This is a genomic window from Leclercia sp. UBA5958, assembly GCF_002430365.1.
GTDB classification, from domain to species: Bacteria; Pseudomonadota; Gammaproteobacteria; order Enterobacterales; family Enterobacteriaceae; genus Enterobacter; species Enterobacter pneumoniae.
Genome location: NZ_DJCE01000001.1, coordinates 614,245 through 632,406, shown reverse-complemented (window position 1 = coordinate 632,406; position 18,162 = coordinate 614,245). Strand labels below are relative to the sequence as shown.

At 51.4% G+C, this 18,162-nt stretch carries 20 protein-coding genes and 1 pseudogene; 10 read left to right on the top strand and 11 right to left on the bottom strand.

Annotated features, from left to right (window positions below; genetic code table 11):
* The first annotated feature begins 11 nt into the window (after positions 1-11).
* A complete protein-coding gene (locus B2Q93_RS03120) occupies positions 12-197 on the top strand; it encodes a general stress protein (protein WP_040075496.1) in 186 nt (61 codons plus the stop codon).
* A gap of 102 nt (positions 198-299) precedes the next feature.
* On the opposite strand, the gene B2Q93_RS03115 is transcribed toward B2Q93_RS03120, so the two are convergent.
* Both B2Q93_RS03115 and B2Q93_RS03110 read right to left on the bottom strand, forming a co-directional pair.
* Positions 300-842, bottom strand: coding sequence for a DUF3916 domain-containing protein (locus B2Q93_RS03115; RefSeq protein WP_233803418.1), 543 nt, complete (start codon positions 840-842; stop codon positions 300-302).
* Between the two features lie 62 nt (positions 843-904).
* Positions 905-1,330 (bottom strand): helix-turn-helix domain-containing protein, encoded by a 426-nt coding sequence (locus tag B2Q93_RS03110; protein ID WP_040075497.1) that lies wholly within the window; start codon positions 1,328-1,330, stop codon positions 905-907.
* A 439-nt stretch (positions 1,331-1,769) separates the two neighbouring features.
* Here B2Q93_RS03110 and B2Q93_RS03105 point away from each other — a divergent pair, with 439 nt between their 5' ends.
* Together B2Q93_RS03105 and B2Q93_RS03100 are read left to right on the top strand one after the other, a co-directional pair.
* Entirely contained in the window at positions 1,770-2,162 is a 393-nt protein-coding gene (locus tag B2Q93_RS03105) for a nuclear transport factor 2 family protein (RefSeq protein WP_286931785.1), read from the top strand.
* Positions 2,163-2,308: 146 nt separating this feature from the next.
* Positions 2,309-2,518: a DUF6434 domain-containing protein gene (locus B2Q93_RS03100; RefSeq protein WP_072056342.1), complete on the top strand. Its 210-nt coding sequence runs from the start codon at positions 2,309-2,311 to the stop codon at positions 2,516-2,518.
* Between the two features lie 75 nt (positions 2,519-2,593).
* Here B2Q93_RS03100 and B2Q93_RS03095 read toward each other — a convergent pair whose 3' ends face one another.
* Both B2Q93_RS03095 and B2Q93_RS03090 read right to left on the bottom strand, forming a co-directional pair.
* Entirely contained in the window at positions 2,594-3,031 is a 438-nt protein-coding gene (locus B2Q93_RS03095; protein ID WP_286931784.1) for a glyoxalase, read from the bottom strand.
* A gap of 198 nt (positions 3,032-3,229) precedes the next feature.
* Positions 3,230-3,736 (bottom strand): AAA family ATPase, encoded by a 507-nt coding sequence (locus tag B2Q93_RS03090; protein ID WP_286931783.1) that lies wholly within the window; start codon positions 3,734-3,736, stop codon positions 3,230-3,232.
* A 419-nt stretch (positions 3,737-4,155) separates the two neighbouring features.
* Between B2Q93_RS03090 and B2Q93_RS03085 the strand changes: the two genes are divergently transcribed.
* On the top strand, positions 4,156-4,776 hold the full coding sequence (locus B2Q93_RS03085) for a histidine phosphatase family protein (protein ID WP_286931782.1): 621 nt from the start codon (positions 4,156-4,158) through the stop codon (positions 4,774-4,776).
* A gap of 138 nt (positions 4,777-4,914) precedes the next feature.
* Here the strand turns inward: B2Q93_RS03085 and B2Q93_RS03080 are convergent, their stop codons facing one another.
* The gene (locus B2Q93_RS03080; RefSeq protein WP_286931781.1) at positions 4,915-5,160 is read right to left on the bottom strand and encodes a hypothetical protein; all 246 of its coding nucleotides are present in this window, start codon (positions 5,158-5,160) and stop codon (positions 4,915-4,917) included.
* Positions 5,161-5,555: 395 nt separating this feature from the next.
* Between B2Q93_RS03080 and B2Q93_RS03075 the strand changes: the two genes are divergently transcribed.
* On the top strand, positions 5,556-5,993 hold the full coding sequence (locus B2Q93_RS03075; RefSeq protein WP_286931780.1) for a hypothetical protein: 438 nt from the start codon (positions 5,556-5,558) through the stop codon (positions 5,991-5,993).
* A 209-nt stretch (positions 5,994-6,202) separates the two neighbouring features.
* Here B2Q93_RS03075 and B2Q93_RS03070 read toward each other — a convergent pair whose 3' ends face one another.
* The 4 genes and pseudogenes from B2Q93_RS03070 to B2Q93_RS03055 form a co-directional block, all read right to left on the bottom strand.
* Complete coding sequence (locus B2Q93_RS03070) at positions 6,203-6,826, bottom strand: glutathione S-transferase family protein (RefSeq protein ID WP_286809022.1); 624 nt, start codon at positions 6,824-6,826, stop codon at positions 6,203-6,205.
* Positions 6,827-6,843: 17 nt separating this feature from the next.
* Positions 6,844-7,191: pseudogene (gene yajD / locus B2Q93_RS03065) on the bottom strand (HNH nuclease YajD).
* 121 nt (positions 7,192-7,312) lie between these two features.
* Positions 7,313-8,344: a methionine synthase gene (locus B2Q93_RS03060; RefSeq protein ID WP_040075515.1), complete on the bottom strand. Its 1,032-nt coding sequence runs from the start codon at positions 8,342-8,344 to the stop codon at positions 7,313-7,315.
* A 27-nt stretch (positions 8,345-8,371) separates the two neighbouring features.
* Positions 8,372-9,349, bottom strand: coding sequence for a DUF1852 domain-containing protein (locus B2Q93_RS03055; RefSeq protein WP_046885336.1), 978 nt, complete (start codon positions 9,347-9,349; stop codon positions 8,372-8,374).
* Positions 9,350-9,584: 235 nt separating this feature from the next.
* Between B2Q93_RS03055 and B2Q93_RS03050 the strand changes: the two genes are divergently transcribed.
* The 5 genes from B2Q93_RS03050 to B2Q93_RS03030 all read left to right on the top strand — a co-directional run bounded on the left by B2Q93_RS03050 (position 9,585) and on the right by B2Q93_RS03030 (position 14,437).
* Positions 9,585-10,136 carry a GNAT family N-acetyltransferase gene (locus B2Q93_RS03050; protein ID WP_286931779.1) on the top strand — a complete coding sequence of 184 codons (552 nt, stop codon included), beginning with the start codon at positions 9,585-9,587 and terminating at the stop codon, positions 10,134-10,136.
* Between the two features lie 465 nt (positions 10,137-10,601).
* Positions 10,602-10,877, top strand: coding sequence for a metal/formaldehyde-sensitive transcriptional repressor (locus tag B2Q93_RS03045; protein WP_040075518.1), 276 nt, complete (start codon positions 10,602-10,604; stop codon positions 10,875-10,877).
* Between the two features lie 29 nt (positions 10,878-10,906).
* Positions 10,907-12,025, top strand: coding sequence for an S-(hydroxymethyl)glutathione dehydrogenase/class III alcohol dehydrogenase (locus B2Q93_RS03040; protein ID WP_040075519.1), 1,119 nt, complete (start codon positions 10,907-10,909; stop codon positions 12,023-12,025).
* Between the two features lie 160 nt (positions 12,026-12,185).
* Complete coding sequence (locus B2Q93_RS03035; RefSeq protein WP_286931778.1) at positions 12,186-13,886, top strand: methyl-accepting chemotaxis protein; 1,701 nt, start codon at positions 12,186-12,188, stop codon at positions 13,884-13,886.
* 110 nt (positions 13,887-13,996) lie between these two features.
* Positions 13,997-14,437, top strand: a complete 441-nt coding sequence (locus tag B2Q93_RS03030; RefSeq protein ID WP_286782200.1) for an energy transducer TonB — start codon at positions 13,997-13,999, stop codon at positions 14,435-14,437.
* A gap of 42 nt (positions 14,438-14,479) precedes the next feature.
* Here B2Q93_RS03030 and B2Q93_RS03025 read toward each other — a convergent pair whose 3' ends face one another.
* Positions 14,480-16,846: a glucose/quinate/shikimate family membrane-bound PQQ-dependent dehydrogenase gene (locus B2Q93_RS03025; RefSeq protein ID WP_286931777.1), complete on the bottom strand. Its 2,367-nt coding sequence runs from the start codon at positions 16,844-16,846 to the stop codon at positions 14,480-14,482.
* 276 nt (positions 16,847-17,122) lie between these two features.
* Positions 17,123-18,046 carry a LysR substrate-binding domain-containing protein gene (locus B2Q93_RS03020; RefSeq protein ID WP_040075523.1) on the bottom strand — a complete coding sequence of 308 codons (924 nt, stop codon included), beginning with the start codon at positions 18,044-18,046 and terminating at the stop codon, positions 17,123-17,125.
* Between the last annotated feature and the right edge of the window lie 116 nt (positions 18,047-18,162).

Genomic DNA, 18,162 nt, shown 5'->3' with positions numbered 1-18,162 from the left:
AGGTTTAAGATATGGCAGAACATCGTGGTGGTTCCGGTAATTTCGCTGAAGACCGTGAAAAGGCATCTGAGGCCGGACGTAAAGGCGGTCAGCACAGCGGCGGGAGTTTCAAGAACGATCCGCAGCGTGCGTCGGAAGCAGGGAAAAAAGGGGGGCAGAACAGCCACAGCGGTGGCCGTAGCTCTGGTAAGTCATAATTCCCTGAACTGATAGTGATATCAGATAAAATACTGCGAGTCTTTCGGCTCGCAGTTTTAATTTGTGCAGGCAGAAACTTTTAATCAAATGAATGAAACTCTTTAAGTCACTTGACCATAGTACCAGCGTTCTCCCGTGAACCACTCATCCCGATCTTCACTTCCATAATAAGCGAGTGAGATGCCTATTTCCTGTACGTTATCTGGCAAAACGAGTCCCCATTCGGCTGCAAGGCTACGATCTTTGATCAAAGCGGAAGCACCATTCTCAGAACGATGTTCAGTTATAAAGCCTTGATAATATTCTTCGGAGCGATAAAGACAGACCTCGCTTGTAAACATATCCGGCAGACATACTACAGCGGTAATTCGAGGCCTATAATTTATACTGGCAGTAGCAGTTATAAGGTTTGAACAAGCATTAATTAAAGCTTGTGCACAAGCTGCTTTAGTTTTAAACGTGCTGTATTTCCCCTCAACGAGATTGATATCCACTGGGATTTTGAAATTCCAGTAATGCTGTTCTTCTGGAAAGACGCTACGTTCAAGGTTATGAAAAGTACCAGCCCAACGATTAAGCGCTTTTATGCGTCGAGGTATATTTCTGACTTTGGTTCTATAATCTCTATTAAGTCGTCTACTCATGAATAATGTACCTATTATCTACCTCAACGATTCACGTTCTGCCTTCTATACAAGATATTGCCTTAACATTTATACCGTCCAGGCGTCACGCCAAATACACGGCGAAATAGGGCAATAAAAGCGCTCACATTGTCATAGCCCAGATCCAGCGCGATTGCCGTTACAGGCTGGCCCGCAGCCAAAAGCTCGAGAGCCCTGAGCAAGCGCACGCGTTGTCGCCATTCAGTGAAATTAAAGCCAGTTTCAGCGCTGAATCGCCGCGTGATCGTCCGTGGCGATGTCCCGGCCCAGGCTGCCCACTCTTCAAGACTGCGGTTATCGTCTGGCCGTTCTGAAAGAGCGCGTGCAATCTTGCGGAGTCGGACATCCTTGGGCATTGGCAGACCGAGATGAGTCAGCGGAAGCGATTGGATCTCGTCAAGAATGACACCGGCCAACCGTGCCTGCGATGCAGTAAAAGCATTTCCTTTCCAGCTCGCCGCCCGCATTACGGCTTCGCGCAGCAGGCCTGTAAAAGAGAAAATACAGGGTTTCTCAGGTAACTCTTTGCAGGCAGAAGCGGCGACATAGACACTCCAGCCTGAGTAGGGGCCATGCGAATATAAACCGTGCGGTAAAGCTGGAGGTATCCAGACTGCATGCGTTGCTGGCACTACCCAGAGACAATTACCGGCATCAACTGTTAGCAGTCCATGTTCGGCTCCCAGTAACTGTCCACGAGCATGGTGATGACGGGGTGTTTCCCTTACCACACCTGACTGGCTTATCACGGCGAAGAGATCCGGTCCTTCATGAGAGGAAGCCAGAGATAATGGAATCATGGGAACAGTCATATTTGGCGCTTTAAGGGTATTGAATGTCTTTTATAACGCATCAAGGCCAGTAATTCGACTGTAAAATGCTCGCAACATTTAGTGAGGAGCACACATGGAAACCATTACTATTGATAAGGTTCTGGATGAACTAATTAACCAGCAGAAGCTGCCCCTTGAAAAGGTCATCGATCGGTACTTTAGCCCCAGCTATCGGCAGCGTACAAATGGCTGCAGGGAAGATCGTGAAGGGTTTGCTCAACATGCACGTAAGCTTCGGGAAATCTGCGCTTTTGCACGGATCGATGTACTTGACGAGCTTCGTGAAAGAAATCTTTACGCCACCAGGCACCGCGTACTGTGCACTAAGCGCGACGGTTCAGAAGTTGTCATGGAAGTCTATATGTTCGCAGAGACAGACGAGTCCGGTCGCTTCCTGCGGATTGAAGAAACCACGCTTATGCTTAAAGGTACAGAAAGCGATCACGATTTAGGGAGTGCCAAATAAGAGCCTTCAAAACAGCAATGAGGTAGGTTTTTCGCTTATAGCGGACCTACAGCTCCGTATGTTCGTCCGCTTTGTGCCAGAAGCGGACATATTAAAGTTAGTGTGATAGCTTTTAAGCAATTACCCTTGTTTCCGGGAATAAATAAATGAAAACAGACTGGCATGGTTCTTCTTTAGATCGCACAACTGTCGTCGATGACAACTACAAAAATACACAAAATGTTCGTCGTTTCATGATTGATGAATGTGGTCCAAATTTTAAATTTGATCGTGCATTTATGGGCTGGATAAGAAATGATATTCCCAAAAATTTAGGTGATGTGGTAGATGAGTGGAAGCGCAGAAATTCACTATAAGAGTAATCCTGTAGGTTGTTCACAGATGCTATAGACCAGCGTACATATCCGCTCCGCGCCGGAAGCGGACTTTACTTAGCTACGGAGCCAGGGTGTTACCGTAAGTCCGGTGAGTAATCCTTCCGGGCTGAGTAAGCGCGTAACTGTTTGCCCCCAGGGTTCTGTGCGTTTAGCTACCAATAAGTGATAACCTTTATCACTCAAGATATGGGTGGCCAAATCAAGATCCTGAACCTCGTATTCAATCCAGCCCTGCGGCTTACTCAGATGAGACGGCCACTGCGGGATACCAAAACACGAGGTAGCAGCCTGTGAAAGTGGCCATATCGCAAAATGTTTAACGCCCTCAAGCTTACCTTCTTCAGATAAAAGATATTCACTGTTGCCATCCATTGCTTTGAGCGGCAGGCCCAGCGTATCGATATAAAACGCGGTGCCCGATTCTGCTGTTACCGAGACGGGACCAAATCCAGCAATAAATAACACTTCGATTCCTGATAAATTCAGCGCCATAACTCTTCCTTTGTTGTCAGAAAACTGATTTAAACGTATACACCAGTTCTGCTGAACTAATTAATATTTAAGTCAAAATCATACGTTCACCATGCATGATTTCCTTTCTGCTTCAAAGCAGGAACCATCCTGTATGGCCTTAAAAGATCGAGCGTTGATAAAGCCGCCAGTTGGCGGCTTATCTGTTGAAAGGAAAATTCAGCTGTATTCAACAATATCAAAACCTTCATCTGCCATCGGCTCTGAGAAATAACGCGTTATAATTTCGAATTGTTGATCTGTAGCCGAAAATTCATGACCACCTTCTGCATTACGTACGCGTAGGCGGGATTTACATACATCATCTGATACGTTCAGATAGTGCAGCTTATTACTGGCACCTGACTCCTTAATAATGCTCATCATCCATTCACGATTTGTTTGTGTGTTTGCCGGAAAATCCAGGACTACCGATAAACCTGCTTTGAGTAGTGATACCAGATGAGGCTTCATAGCACTTCTCAGCCTTGAGGAATACTGGACATAATCAGATATGGAGTGCATTTCTTCAGCAAAGAGGGCAGCCAGCCATAGATCCTCTCTGACAATTACGGTGCCGGGGGATGATCCCAGCGTTGCTGACAGTGTGGATTTACCTGATGCAATTTTTCCACACAACAGATGCAAAGTAGGTTGTTCTGATGTTGTTACTCTAGCAGTGTCCATCGTTTACCTCACTGGATAATTGCCGGTAAGGCCCGCCTTACCGGCGGGAAAATGGCGAACGTTATCCCACCTGAGTCAGACAGGTGACAATAATTGAATGGAATAGAAATGATTGTGTTTTCATTGTCATTCAAGTTATCAGGGCTTGAATGAAAAATCAGCACTTTTTTACTTATACATATAACGTCCGCTTCTCGCTCATAGCGGACCTGCAACGCAGTGAGTTTGTCCGCTTTGTGCCGGGCACAGGCGTCATCCACAGTGGCCTCAGGCATTTCTGCGGGAACACAGCGTAACGGCATTCAACTACACTTATTGATTCGTCCTTAGCAGAAAAGCATTCCACTGCATCAGCCAGTTGTATTTGATATCGCGAAGTCTGGAGTATTTAAACCAACAAGTTGCATGGTCCTTAAACGATGATAGTGATCTTTGTTCGACACGCGGAAACAGAGTGGAATTCGAGAGGAATTATTCAGGGACACAGTGATAGTGCACTGACCCATCGGGGTGTGCGCGAAACATCTGCCTTACTGGCAGCGCTTGCAGCAAGTGATTATCAGATAGAAGGCATTTACGCGTCTCCGCTTGGGCGTGCCTGGCAAATGGGGCAGCGCCTGGCTGAGTGCTTTCACTGCTCGTTGCTGGCAGAAGCAGCCCTTAAAGAACAGGCATTCGGGCAGTTTGAGGGGATGTCAGCAAATCATCTCCTACAAAATCATCCTGACGACGCAGATGCGTTATTCAGGTTTGATGCCGCGTACTGCCCACCTGGTGGAGAGTCTCTTGCGCATGCTTCTCAGCGAGTCATAAGTTTTTTACACAGTCTGGAGGCAAGCTCACATCATCAAACAATATGTATTGTGTCTCACGGGCACGTCAGTCAGGGCGTTATTGCCACCTTCAAAGAAGGTGCTGTCGATAATTTCTCCTGGTACGCTCAACCCAACGCGAGCTACTCCGTTTTCGAGTTGATAAATGGACGATGTATTGCTGTAAGATGGGGGATTGCTACACATTTACTTCATCTCGAACGATAATGCTTTGGGCTTCGATATTCCATAGTGGCGTTGGTGCAGACATCGTGAATAAGATCCTTATCCATTTCTCGCTCATAAAGGATCTTCAATGCCAGTGCATGCCTGCCTTGTACCTGAAATGGACAACAAACACATTTATTATCTTACCTTCTCAAGGATGGCTCTGAACAGTTCGATGGTTCTCCAGATGTCATCATGTGTATCCCCATCCCATTCAGGAACTGTCGCCAATTCAGCTTTGAGCTCCTTTAGCAAGATATGCGCATCGGCAATTTCATCCTTTCTACATTTAGATGCAATACGAGATATCGCACTCGAAGGGAGGCGAGAGTATGGTGAAAAGGTGGTGCGCTCGGCCGCAATTAATTTTTGTAATTTACGCATATGATCGATATACCCAAAGCACTGGTTGGGATAATAAAAAGTTATGCCAGATGCTATTTTTCCTGAATCAGGGAGTTAAGGAAATAGTAGAAACTTAAATTTCTGCTTCTCACTCATTATAGACCTTCAGCTTCAGGCAGTTGTCCCACTGGTACCATTACCTGACGTTATATTCTTTTATGTTAATACCTTTTCTACGCGCAGCCCCATAACGTACTGCAACCCTCTTACCGAACGCCTCTCCACAGAACCCCCTTCCCGCGAGGGATGTTTACATAACGCAAATCGCAATTGTAAATATTCATATTTTCTTTGTAAGGTTATTTGAAGTTCACGGCTTTTAAATCTACTCTTATTTTTCATCGCGAAATTACGCAGGGGCTCATAGAAGCCTTATGACAGGCACAAAAGAGTATCAGAACAGCAATGAAAGGGGTTTTATGGAGTGGAAGATAGTTGAGATTGTTGCCAGCCCGGATACGGGTACGATTTTTGGAAAGGTAGAGACACCCTATGGCCTCAATTATATCCTGTGGTTCAAAGGGGATTATTACGTAAGTACCGGGGAAGTCGTCACGATGACTGAGAAAGGGATCCTGATTAATAATCGACGGAAACGCGTATGGATTGCACATGCAATGCCTTATTCATCAATACGTTGGCTGGGTTTTCGGATGAAGAATGAATGTCCGGGTAACCGCCGGGAAGTGGGTCAGGTATGCGATCGTGAATTGCCGTGCCAGTTTAAACATTGCCCCTTTGGACTCATGAGGGACAACGCAGTGAGTTATTATCCTTTGAAAATTAACAATTCTGGAAGAAATACTCTCTGAGTTACAAACCACGGTACCGTATTCGTCGTCATGTGCCCCGGGCAAAATGGTTAATACGGGATAGCGTGAGCAAGGGAAGTTGGTGACTGTCGAGGGGGCGGGGCTTTCTCAAAAGGGATTCAGCTTATCTTATGAGAAACACCCATTCCCCGCTCAACATCGATCTACTACACAGCTAAACCACGACCTCATCGCCATAGCGGTCGGATTTACACCATGCCATTGTTACCATGCCGCAAAAAGGCCGGACGTTGATTCAGTTTTTCAAACCATACGTCGATAGCGGGAACATCTGGATGGGGGAAGGGCGTCATTTTCCAGCGATTTACCGATAACCCGAGCACAATATCCGCGAGGGTAAAGGTGTCACCCGTGACCCAGGCGCCGGTACGCTGAAGTTGTTGTTCGACGATATCAATACAGTGATTCCATTCGGTAATGCCGTTGGCAATCGCATTTTGATCGTTAAAGGCGGGGTTTTTGCGGGCAAGCGCCGGAAAGGCATAGCGCCAGGCGTTGTTAAACTCTGACGCCTGCCAGTCCATCCAGTGCTCAACATTCGCTGCCGCCTGCGCTTCAAGGGGGAGCAGATCATCGCGGCTGGCTTTGCGCGCCAGATAGCGGCAAATCGAATTGGACTCCCACAGCACGAACCCCTCATCAACAATGACCGGCACCATGGCATTGGGGTTAAGGGCTTTGAACTCAGGCGTTTGGGTTGAGGCAAAACCACTGCCGTAATCTTCCTGAAGATAATCGATGCCCGCCTCTTCACAAGTCCAGAGCACCTTACGCACGTTGATGGATGATTTTTTTCCCAAAATTCTGAGCATGCTGCGAGCCTCCTCGACTATTTTTTCTTGCCAATCATCGCTTTTAAATCGGCAAAGGGATTGTATGTTGCCGCCCCGATATCTTTTTGCGCATCTTAACCCGCCACTACCGTGGAGCCATACTGGTCCGCCTCGGTGTATTTCGAGTGTTCATGATCATGGCAAAACAGGCACAGCAACTCCCAGTTGCTGCCATCGGGCGGGTTATTGGTATGGTCGTGGTCGATATGGTGGACGGTTAATTCGCGCAGGTTGGAGTAGACAAACTCGCGCGAGCAGCGTCCACATACCCAGGGATAAATTTTTAAGGCTTTTTCGCGGTAGCCGCTTTCCAGCTGCGTGTAGTTTTTTGGGATCAGCGCCATGGCAGATGTTACCTGTGGTAATAAATTTGCTGACCACGATAACCGAAAAGGGGGCAGAAGGAGAATGCTGTGCGGTAGAGAAAACCGCTTTTAATTCACCTTTGCCCACGATAGTGGCTAATTATCTTCCGGCTAGCTCAGCGCGTACGATGTCGGCACCTGCGCTTAGGGCATTGAGTTTGCCATTGGCAACCCGGCGGGAGAGGGGCGTCATCCCGCAGTTGGTCGAAGGATAAAGTTTATCGGCATCAACAAACTGCAGCGCTTTTCGCAACGTATCCGCCACCTCTTCCGGCGTTTCGACCGTATTGGTTGCGACGTCGATTGCTCCGACCATCACTTTTTTACCGCGGATCAGTTCGAGCAGATCCATTGGCACGCGCGAGTTATGGCATTCCAGGGAGATAATATCGATGCTGGAGGTTTGCAGTTTAGGGAAGGCCTCTTCGTATTGTCTCCACTCGGAACCCAGCGTCTGTTTCCAGTCGGTGTTGGCTTTAATGCCATAGCCGTAGCAAATATGCACAGCGGTTTCGCACTTCAGCCCTTCAACGGCCCTTTCTAATGCCGCGATACCCCAGTCATTCACTTCGTCAAAGAAAACATTAAAAGCAGGTTCATCGAACTGGATAATATCGACGCCAGCCGCTTCTAACTCTTTCGCTTCCTGATTCAGGATCTTGGCAAATTCCCAGGCCAGCTTTTCGCGGCTTTTATAATGGGCATCGTAAAGCGTATCGATCATGGTCATCGGGCCGGGCAGGGCCCACTTAATGGGCTTATGGGTTAATTGACGTAAAAAACGGGCATCTTCCACGAAAACCGGTTTTTGGCGCGCAACAGCCCCTACCACGGTAGGAACGCTTGCGTCATAGCGGTTACGAATTTTCACGACTTCGCGTTTTTCAAAATCTACGCCGCTCAGGTGTTCAATAAAGGTCGTGACAAAGTGCTGACGCGTCTGCTCACCATCGCTGACGATATCAATCCCGGCACGGAGTTGATCAAACAGGGCCAGGCTCAGCGCATCTTTTTTCCCCTCGATTAACTCTTCATTTTGCAATTTCCAGGGGGACCACAGTTTCTCGGGCTCCGCCAGCCAGGAAGGTTTCGGTAAGCTGCCAGCCGTTGAAGTGGGTAGCAAGATTGTCATAATAAATCGCCTTGTACTTTCGGTTAATTAAAGAGCGTAATGCGCAGACCACTGCTCAAGAACATGCTTATAGGGTTTGATAAAGTGCTCTTCAGTAAATTTGCCTTGCTCAATAGCCAGTTGACTCCGCTCTTCCCGGTCATAAACAATTTTCGTTAATGAGTGATCCTGGTGAGTCAGGCTGGGTTGATAGAGCTGGCCTGCCGCGGAGTTAGCATTGTAAATTTCGGGGCGGTAGATTTTCTGAAAGGTCTCCATCGTACTGATGGTGCCGATCAATTCCGGATTGGTGTAATCACGCAGTAAATCACCGGTAAAATAGAAGGCTAACGGCGCGACGCTATTTTTGGGCATGAAATAGCGAACCTGCAGCCCCATTTTATTGAAGTATTGTTCAGTGAGTGACACGCCATTCTGCGCATATTCATGACCCAGAACCGGATGTTCATTGCCCGTACGGTGATAAATATCTTTACTCGATACACTCAGGCAGATCACCGGCGCCTTTTTGAAGTGCGCTTTATACGCGTCTGAATGGATAAAGTGCTTAAAGATATTGCCGTGCAGATCGCCAAAATTGTCCGGAATGCTGAAGCCGGGCTTGTCTTTGTTGTGATCCAGCAGCACGACGCTGAAGTCATAATCGCGGACATACGAGGAGAAGTTATTCCCCACAATGCCCTCTGTGCGTTCATGCGTTTTATGGTCGAGGATCCAGGTTCTCAAAACTTCGATTGCCGGGAAGCTTTCGCCGTTTGGCCCCAGATTCATCTCAACGGAAATAATATCCAGTTCGATGGAATAGCGATCGCCTTTTGGATTATCCCAGTGCGCCAGAGTATTAAAACGATTATTCATCATCACCAGCGTATTGCGCAGATTCTCCCGACGATTATCCCCTCTGGCGAGATTGGCAAAGTTAGTGGTAATACGCGTATTCTCAGAGGGGTTATAGTTCTCATCGAAACGGCTGCTTTTAATCGTAAAGGTGAAATCAGTATTCATCGCAATTCGGTATCCTGGACGTAATAAGAAAACGACATTGGGAAGAGCCTTGACTGTGCGTGAGTTAGCTCAATGCGATCTTCTTGTTATTAATTGGTTAATAGGGATATTTTATGCCAGAGCCTCGGGAGGAGTGAAAGCGACTAAATTTCACGACAACATGAGTTCTCTTCATGTTCGGGAGAGGTGTAGGGTGGTCTCATCCGGACAATGTTTAGCCTCAAGGAGAACACGCATGCAGATACCCGCGTTAACCACAGAGCGTTTGCTATTAAAACCGCTGGTCGAGGACGATGCCCGGCAAATTCAGCATGCTTTTCCCCGTTGGGAAATTGTGCAGTATCTGGTCTCAACGGTGCCCTGGCCTTACCCCGATAATGGCGCGGAGTATTATGTGAATCAGGTTGCCCTCCCTGATGTGGCAAAGGGTATTGCCTGGTTCTGGTCAATCCGCCGCCGTGAAGATCCCGATACGCTTATCGGGCTGATCTGTTTATATGATGTGGAGGATAATAACCGGGGCTTTTGGCTGGTCCCGGAATGGCAAGGGCAGGGATATATGCGTGAAGCCAGCGAGGCCGCAACGGATTACTGGTTTAATACCTTGAATAAGCCAGTATTACGCGCACCAAAAGCCGTAGGTAATAGCCGCTCAAGGCAAATATCAATTCGAAGCGGTATGCGGCTGATTAAAACCGAAAAGAAACAGTATGTCAGCGGACTTCTGGACTCTGAAATATGGGAGATTACCCGCGATGAGTGGAATGCCAGGCGTCTATATGGATAAAGCGGTAATAAGAAAGTCCCATAACTTCGTTAAATATTCATAATATTTATGATTATGGCCGCGCAATCAGACGATATATCCCTCAAGGCCTGAAATTTACGTTAAGGTAGAGGTTCAATACGCCTGACTGGAGGGGCCTATCCCCAACATCAAGTTTGAATGTCCGGTTTGCACGAGCAAGAGATTCTATTTCACCTCTTTTGGCGGCTCGTTACATAACCAACCTCATGGTGCCGTGTGCTCCATCTGTGGAACCCGACTCACCACGCATTCATGTGTGCCGAAACTCCGCCGCCGGCGGTGGCCAAAACAAGTGTCGTAAATGGAGGCCTCACGAGAGGCCTCTCTGGAACGCCATCTTCCCCCTCATAAATCATCACTCCCACATTAAAACCGGTAAAAAGTTACGGTTTACAGCCGTTCATAACCTATATAGTATACCCCCCTACAGTATATGGAGGGCGTATGCCGCATTCACCCGAAGATAAAAAACGTGTCCTTACCCGCGTTCGCCGCATTCGTGGGCAGGTTGATGCCCTTGAGCGCGCGCTGGAATCCGGGGAGCCCTGCCTGTCCATCCTGCAACAGATTGCCGCGGTGCGCGGTGCTGCGAACGGGCTGATGGGCGAAATGGTCGAAATTCACCTCAAAGATGAGCTGGTCACGGGCGAAACCACCCCGGATCAGCGGGCAGTACGGATGGCAGAAGTCGGCCATTTGCTGCGCTCTTATCTAAAATAAAAATCAGACATCACTAAAAGGAAAGCGTTATGAAATCACGTGCTGCTGTTGCATTTGGCCCTGGTCAGCCGCTGAAAATCGTTGAAATTGATGTCGCACCGCCGAAAAAAGGCGAAGTGCTGATCAAAATCACCCATACCGGCGTTTGCCACACCGATGCGTTCACGCTCTCGGGCGAAGATCCGGAAGGGGTCTTCCCGGCGGTGCTGGGGCATGAAGGCGGCGGCGTGGTGGTGGAAGTAGGCGAAGGGGTGACCAGCCTGAAGCCGGGCGACCATGTTATTCCGTTATACACCGCGGAGTGTGGTGAGTGTAAGTTCTGTAAATCCGGTAAAACTAACCTCTGCCAGGCGGTTCGCGCCACCCAGGGTAAAGGGCTGATGCCGGACGGCACTACCCGTTTCTCTTATAATGGTGAGCCGATTTACCACTACATGGGTACCAGTACCTTCAGCGAATACACCGTGGTGGCTGAAATCTCGCTGGCAAAAGTGAACCCACAAGCACCGCTGGATAAAGTTTGTCTGCTGGGCTGCGGCGTGACCACCGGTATCGGTGCGGTTCACAACACCGCAAAAGTGAAAGAGGGTGATAACGTCGCGGTCTTTGGCCTGGGCGGTATCGGTCTGGCGGTGATTCAGGGTGCAGTCCAGGCGAAAGCGGGGCGCATTATTGCCGTGGACACCAACCCAGAGAAGTTCAAGCTGGCGGGTGAAATGGGCGCGACCGATTTCATCAACCCGAAAGACTACGACAAGCCGGTGCAGGATGTGATCGTAGAACTGACCGACGGCGGCGTGGAGTTTAGCTTCGAATGTATCGGTAACGTCAACGTGATGCGTTCGGCACTGGAATGCTGCCACAAAGGCTGGGGCGAGAGCATCATCATTGGCGTGGCGGGCGCAGGTCAGGAGATCAAAACCCGTCCATTCCAGCTGGTGACCGGTCGCGTCTGGCGCGGTTCCGCTTTCGGTGGGGTAAAAGGCCGTACGCAACTGCCTGGCATGGTTGAAGATGCAATGGTGGGGAAAATCAATCTCGACCCGTTCATCACTCACCGTCTGCCGCTGGAACAGATCAACGAGGCCTTTGATCTGATGCACGAAGGTAAATCCATCCGTACGGTTATCCATTTCGGCGATAACTGATTATTCTGCCAGCGGTTTCCGCCGCTGGCATTTCTTTAATAATCTTTTCTAAAGTGTGACCTGGCTGGCGATTTTAGCCATAAGCTAATTCTCTGCCGTGCCGATGACTCTATTACGGGCGTGTTTTTTGCGCATCTTACTTATAAGAGAGTCGACGGTCATGGATACTTCATCAACGATGCGGGCGCAACACAAGTTGAGCTTCCTGCATCACATCAGGTTGCTTCCGCTGTTTTCCTCCATTCTCGGCGGCATTATTTTGCTGTTTGCCCTGAGCTCAGGTCTGGCTGGTTATTTCCTGTTACAGGCTGATACCGACCAGCAGGACGTGACATCAGAAATCGAAGTGCGCACCGGGTTGTCGAACAGCTCGAACCATCTGCGCACCGCGCGTATTAATATGATCCACGCGGGTGCGGCCAGCCGTATCGCTGAAATGGACGCAATGAAGCAAAACATCGCGGAAGCAGAGCGCCGTATTAAGCAGTCGCAAGATAGCTTTAAAATCTATATGAACCGTGCGGTGCGTACTCCTGCCGACCAGGCGCTGGATAACGACCTCAAAGCACGTTACGAGGCCTATATTAATGGGCTGCAGCCGATGCTGAAATTTGCCAAAAATGGCATGTTTGAAGCTATCATCAATCATGAAAATGAGAGCGCCCGCCCGCTGGATGACGGGTACAACGAAATCTTGCTGAAAGCGATTAAAATCCGTACCGATCGCGCGAATCAGCTTGCCGAACAGGCGCATTCCCGTACGCAGCTTGGGCTGATGTTTATGGTGGGTGCCTTCGCGCTGGCGTTGATCTTAACTGCCATCACCTTCCTGGTGCTGCGCCGCACGGTAATCAATCCGCTGCAGCGCGCCGCTAATCGTATTGCGCATATCGCCAAAGGCGATCTGACGCTGGCCGATGACCTGACCGGGCGCAGCGAGATTGGTCGTCTGACGCAGGATCTGCAAACCATGCAGCACTCCCTGGTGAAAACCGTCGGCACCGTGCGTCAGGGGGCAGAAGAGATTTATCGCGGTACCAGCGAAATCTCCGCCGGCAATACCGATCTCTCCTCCCGTACTGAACAGCAGGCTGCGGCAATCGAAGAGACCGCCGCCAGCATGGAGCAACTGACCGCTACCGTGAAACAGAACGCGGACAACGCCCACCACGCCAGCAAACTGGCGGAAGATGCCTCAGGTAAAGCCAGCCGTGGCGGCCAGATGGTCTCCGGGGTGGTGAAAACCATGGGTAACATCTCCACCAGCTCGAAGAAAATCTCTGAGATCACCGCGGTAATTAACAGCATTGCCTTCCAGACTAACATCCTGGCGCTGAACGCGGCGGTAGAAGCGGCGCGTGCCGGTGAACAGGGGCGCGGCTTTGCCGTAGTAGCAAGCGAAGTCCGTACCCTGGCCAGCCGCAGCGCGAATGCGGCCAAAGAGATTGAAGGGCTGATTAATGAATCCGTTACCCTGATCGATCAGGGCTCGGGTGAAGTCGTTGCTGCAGGCAACACCATGAATGAGATCGTTGAGGCGGTGAAACGCGTCACCGACATCATGCTGGAGATTGCCGCCGCATCCGATGAACAGAGCCGCGGCATTGTGCAGGTAAGCCAGGCCATTTCCGAAATGGATAAAGTCACCCAGCAGAACGCCTCGCTGGTGGAAGAGGCTTCTGCCGCCGCCGCCTCGCTGGAAGAGCAGGGTGCGCGTCTGACCGAAGCCGTAGGGGCATTCCGTCTTAACGGCGCGGCGCAAACGCGCAGCAGCGCGGCCTTCACCCCCAGCGCGCCATCGACGCCGTTACGCCCGGCAGCGGTGAACGCCACTTCCAGCGATAACTGGGAAACGTTCTAATCCCATCGCGGTAAGTCGCCAGAGGGTTCATGCGCCAGCATGAGCCCTTTTTTTTCGCCTGCGGTCAGCAACAGCTATGCTCTGTGTAAGAGATGATGAGGAACGCAAAGATGCAGCTATCAATACAAATTACGCAGGTTGCCTGTATGGCGCTGCTGGTGGCGGGCTGTTCGTCAGGAGGCAGCGTCGGGATCGGCGGCGTTGGCATTGGCGGCGGCAGTAGCGGGGTGGGCGTCGGGCTCTCGTTTCCGGTGGGCGGCAGCACGGCGGATAACGATGCCCTGGCAGATTGCGAGGGAGACGTTTACCGGATCACCCCACGCTATCCGCAGCAGGCCGCGGCGCAGCAGTTTTCGGGCCGGGTCACGGTGTCATTTAACGTCAAGCTGAACGGGCGAGCAGCAGACTACAACGCGGCAGGAGATAAGGCCTTCTTCGAGGAGACGAAACGCGCCGTGCTTCGCAGCTGTTGGCCAGAGGGGGTAAGACAGAATCTGGTGGTGAGCTACAGCAATGGTAAAGAGGTTACCTGGCAGGAGAATTCGCTGTAAAAAAACCGGCCACAAAGGTGGCCGGTTGCGGATTGAAACGGTTTACGACTTATCTGGCAGGGCGTAGGCGATAATGTAATCGCCGCGATCCGGAGACTGACGCGCGCCGCCTGCATTGATAATGATGTACTGTTTGCCGGTCTTCGGCGAAACGTAGGTCATCGGGCCGGACTGGCTGCCCACTGGCAGACGATCTTTCCAGATCTCCTTACCGGTGGCGGTATCAAACGCGCGCAGGTAGAAGTCCTGAGTGCCGGCAAAGAACAGCAGGCCAGACTGGGTTGAGAGCGATGCACCCAGGGTCGGCATCCCGATAGGGATGGGCATATGCATTCGGATACCCAGCGGACCGGTATCCTGCACCGTGCCGACCGGAACCTGCCACACCAGCTTGCCGGACTTCAGATCCACCGCCGACATGGTCCCGAAGGGCGGTTTTTGACACGGGATCCCCAGCGGCGAGAGGAAGCGTTCCCGCATCGCACCGAACGGGGTGCCATCCATCGGCACAATGCCCATCTCAATACCGCTGGCGTCCTTCGCAACGTTGGCGCGCGGCACCATGTAGTTGGCCAGCCCCAGACGCATATCATTCACAAACATCAGGCCGTTGTTCGGGTCAACCGACACGCTGCCCCAGTTCATGCCGCCGAGCGACCCCGGGAACTGCAGGGAGCGATCGAGGCCTGGCGGGGTGTAGACCCCCTGATGGCGCATCTCTTTGAACTGGATACGGCACAGCAGCAAGTCAACCGGTGTTGCGCCCCACATATCGGATTCGGTCAGGGTCTGGTTGCCAATCATCGGCATACCCACGGAGTACGGCTGGGTAGGTGAGTAACGCTCGCCTTCGACGTTGCCCGCCGGAACCGGACGCTCTTCCACTTTCGCCACCGGTTCGCCGGTTTCGCGGTTGAGCATAAAGATCATGCCCTGCTTGCTGGTCTGGACCAGTACCGGCGTGGTCCCGCCCTTGCCGTCAGGCAGATCGTACAACAGCGGCTGAGCAGGCAGGTCAAAGTCCCACAAATCATGGTGCGTGGTCTGGAAATGCCAGCGTACTTTACCGGTGGTGGCATCTACCGCCACCACGGAGGAGCTGTATTTATCGTCCAGCGCGGTGCGGTTACCCGCATAGAAATCGGGGGTGGCATTACCTGTCGGCAGGTAGATCAGGTTCAGCTTCGCGTCGTAAGACATCGCCGACCAGACATTCGGCGTCCCGCGCGTATAGGTCTGGCCTTTCGGCGGCAGGCCGGTGATCTCCGGATTACCCGGATCCCAGGCCCACGCCAGTTGACCCGTATGCACGTCATAGGCCCGCACAACACCCGGCGGCTCACCAGTAGAGAAGTTATCCGCCACGCGGCCGCCTACCACCACGACATTACCCGCAACCAGCGGCGTCGAGGTTTGCTGATAGTAGCCCGGTTTGATCTCACCCATGCCCACGCTCAGGTCAACCACACCGTGCTCGCCAAACTCCTCACACACCTTACCGTTATCGGCATTAAGGGCAATCAGGCGCGCATCGGTCGTGGGCAGGAACAGACGGCGTGAACAGGCGGCCGGCTGCGGCTCGTTCTGTGACGTTGTCACGGAAGAGTTATCTTCAAAGTAACCCAAACCACGGCAACGTTGCCAGTTTGGCGCGGTCGCTTTGGCATCGTAACGCCATTTCTCTTTACCGGAATCCACATCCAGCGCCAGCACCTTGCTGTATGGGGTACACACGTAAAGCGTATCGCCAATCTGTAGCGGGGTGTTCTGGTCCTCGGCACCAGAGCCGTTGCTCTGCGGGATATCCCCGGTATGGGCGACCCAGGCGACTTTCAGCTCACTGATGTTTTGCTTGTTAATCTGGTCGAGCGCCGCAAAACGATCGCCGTGGGTGGTATTGCCCCAGTGCGCCCAGTTTTTCTGTTGTTGCCCTTCGGCGACCGGTTTCACCGGTACCGGCTCGTTGGCCGCGACCAGCGTTTGTGGTTTAAACATCCAGCCGAAACTGAACAGCATCGCCACTGCCAGCACGGCTGCAATCGCAAAAGCCGGGCCTTTACGGCTACCACGCAGGAACGGCCAGACAATCGCCGCGAGGAACGCCAGCACCGTGAAGGTGAACAGGCGTGAGAAGAGCGGCCAGAAGTCCCAGCCCGCATCGCTTACCGCCCAGAACAGCGAGGCGATGAATGCCACAGCGTACAGGATGATGCCGCTGACGCGATGGCGTGCAATTAAGAACGCGGCGATAAGCATCACCACGCCCATAATCAGGAAGTAAAACGTTCCCCCCACGGTGGCGAGCTTTAAGCCCAGCCCCCCTACGGCCAGACCGATAATTACCATCAGTCCGACCAGTAACCACAGCAGGAATCGGGGGATCCCGCGTGGCGTGTTACCTAAAGCCATTTCTATCTCCTGAACAACCTCAACGTCTTTAAACCATTGCCAGTGGCTTGCGTACCAAATGGATAACAGAGGTGGAGGGTTATCATAAATAATGCACTATTAGCCAGCTAGTGGGCCGTGTAATTCACCGTTTTAAAGTGTTAACGAACCATTTGGTGAATTGGCGGCTATGATAAATCTGTTAAATTGTTTTACGCAATTGTTAATGAATGATTTCGCATTATTTGATTAAGGCGAGAAAAAGCCCGTCGACAAGACGGGCCTGAGGTGGGGTGATTAGACCGGCATGGATTTTCGTATCGAGCTTAGTAGCGTTTGTGCGGCGGAAGAGAGAGGGCTATCCACCCGCGTCAGTACACCAATAGGTTCACCCGCGCCGGTGGAGGGGACAGGGAGTGAGACCAGGGTGCCCTGGCGTAAATCTTCTTTAACGGCGCCAGAAGGCACAAACCAGACGTAGTCGAAATCAACCGTAAGCTGACGAGAGAGCGAGGCCGATAGCGTCTCGATACAGCCCGGCGGAAGTTTGCAGCCCTGTGCCTGAAGCAGGGTTTCGGCGGTCTGACGCGGCACCGTACCTTTCGGCGACACCACCACCGGCCACTCCATCACCCGGCTCAGGGTCACGGTATCGTTAAGCAAGGGGTGATTGGGGCGAACCACCAGCTTCAGGGATTCGAGGAACAGCAACTCATAATTCAGACCGCTCATCAATTCGGGGTCTGACATGCGGCCAATGCCCAGATCCAGCTCGCCAGATTTGAGCCCCGCCAGCAGCATGGGGTTATTCATGGTCGCGACCTGCAGCGTAATGTTGCGCTGCTGCTTATGAAACTGACCTATGACCGCAGGTAAAATGCCCAGCGCGGCGGTGGGCAGGGCGCCAATACGCACCACATCCGGGGTGTGTTCATCTTTGCGCGTCAACGACTGCCCGGCGGTGTTCAGGGCGTCCAGCACCTTAACGGCATGGGTCAGAAATTGTTCGCCCATCAACGTAAGCTGCGCCCCCAGCCGCCCGCGCTCAAACAGGCGGGTACCGGTAAGTTGCTCCAGCTCATTGAGCGTTTTTGATAACGCCGGCTGGCTTAAATTAAGCGTTTCAGCCGCTCGCCCCAGCGTTCCCTGTTGAGCGACGGCCACGAATGTATGCAGATGGCGCAAGCGAATGCGCTGACTAAACAGACCATTTTTTTCCATAGGCGATGTTTAAAGCAGAGCGATGAGAGAGACAAGAAAAGTTGTTTAATTTTGATAACCTGCTAGCAAAATATCATTAACATTTACTCATTTTATGCAAAGTGTCAGTTTACCGC

What these genes read in the sequence shown, in the direction of transcription:
- B2Q93_RS03105 (WP_286931785.1), top strand. Translation starts at nt 1,770, where the DNA reads ATGGAAACCATTACTATTGATAAGGTTCTGGATGAACTAATTAACCAG.
- B2Q93_RS03120 (WP_040075496.1), top strand. Translation starts at nt 12, where the DNA reads ATGGCAGAACATCGTGGTGGTTCCGGTAATTTCGCTGAAGACCGTGAA.
- B2Q93_RS03050 (WP_286931779.1), top strand. Translation starts at nt 9,585, where the DNA reads ATGCAGATACCCGCGTTAACCACAGAGCGTTTGCTATTAAAACCGCTG.
- B2Q93_RS03060 (WP_040075515.1), bottom strand. Translation starts at nt 8,344, where the DNA reads ATGACAATCTTGCTACCCACTTCAACGGCTGGCAGCTTACCGAAACCT.
- B2Q93_RS03085 (WP_286931782.1), top strand. Translation starts at nt 4,156, where the DNA reads ATGATAGTGATCTTTGTTCGACACGCGGAAACAGAGTGGAATTCGAGA.
- B2Q93_RS03090 (WP_286931783.1), bottom strand. Translation starts at nt 3,736, where the DNA reads ATGGACACTGCTAGAGTAACAACATCAGAACAACCTACTTTGCATCTG.
- B2Q93_RS03100 (WP_072056342.1), top strand. Translation starts at nt 2,309, where the DNA reads ATGAAAACAGACTGGCATGGTTCTTCTTTAGATCGCACAACTGTCGTC.
- B2Q93_RS03055 (WP_046885336.1), bottom strand. Translation starts at nt 9,349, where the DNA reads ATGAATACTGATTTCACCTTTACGATTAAAAGCAGCCGTTTCGATGAG.
- B2Q93_RS03030 (WP_286782200.1), top strand. Translation starts at nt 13,997, where the DNA reads ATGCAGCTATCAATACAAATTACGCAGGTTGCCTGTATGGCGCTGCTG.
- B2Q93_RS03025 (WP_286931777.1), bottom strand. Translation starts at nt 16,846, where the DNA reads ATGGCTTTAGGTAACACGCCACGCGGGATCCCCCGATTCCTGCTGTGG.
- B2Q93_RS03020 (WP_040075523.1), bottom strand. Translation starts at nt 18,046, where the DNA reads ATGGAAAAAAATGGTCTGTTTAGTCAGCGCATTCGCTTGCGCCATCTG.
- B2Q93_RS03045 (WP_040075518.1), top strand. Translation starts at nt 10,602, where the DNA reads ATGCCGCATTCACCCGAAGATAAAAAACGTGTCCTTACCCGCGTTCGC.
- B2Q93_RS03035 (WP_286931778.1), top strand. Translation starts at nt 12,186, where the DNA reads ATGGATACTTCATCAACGATGCGGGCGCAACACAAGTTGAGCTTCCTG.
- B2Q93_RS03040 (WP_040075519.1), top strand. Translation starts at nt 10,907, where the DNA reads ATGAAATCACGTGCTGCTGTTGCATTTGGCCCTGGTCAGCCGCTGAAA.
- B2Q93_RS03080 (WP_286931781.1), bottom strand. Translation starts at nt 5,160, where the DNA reads ATGCGTAAATTACAAAAATTAATTGCGGCCGAGCGCACCACCTTTTCA.
- B2Q93_RS03070 (WP_286809022.1), bottom strand. Translation starts at nt 6,826, where the DNA reads ATGCTCAGAATTTTGGGAAAAAAATCATCCATCAACGTGCGTAAGGTG.
- B2Q93_RS03075 (WP_286931780.1), top strand. Translation starts at nt 5,556, where the DNA reads ATGACAGGCACAAAAGAGTATCAGAACAGCAATGAAAGGGGTTTTATG.
- B2Q93_RS03115 (WP_233803418.1), bottom strand. Translation starts at nt 842, where the DNA reads ATGAGTAGACGACTTAATAGAGATTATAGAACCAAAGTCAGAAATATA.
- B2Q93_RS03095 (WP_286931784.1), bottom strand. Translation starts at nt 3,031, where the DNA reads ATGGCGCTGAATTTATCAGGAATCGAAGTGTTATTTATTGCTGGATTT.
- B2Q93_RS03110 (WP_040075497.1), bottom strand. Translation starts at nt 1,330, where the DNA reads ATGCGGGCGGCGAGCTGGAAAGGAAATGCTTTTACTGCATCGCAGGCA.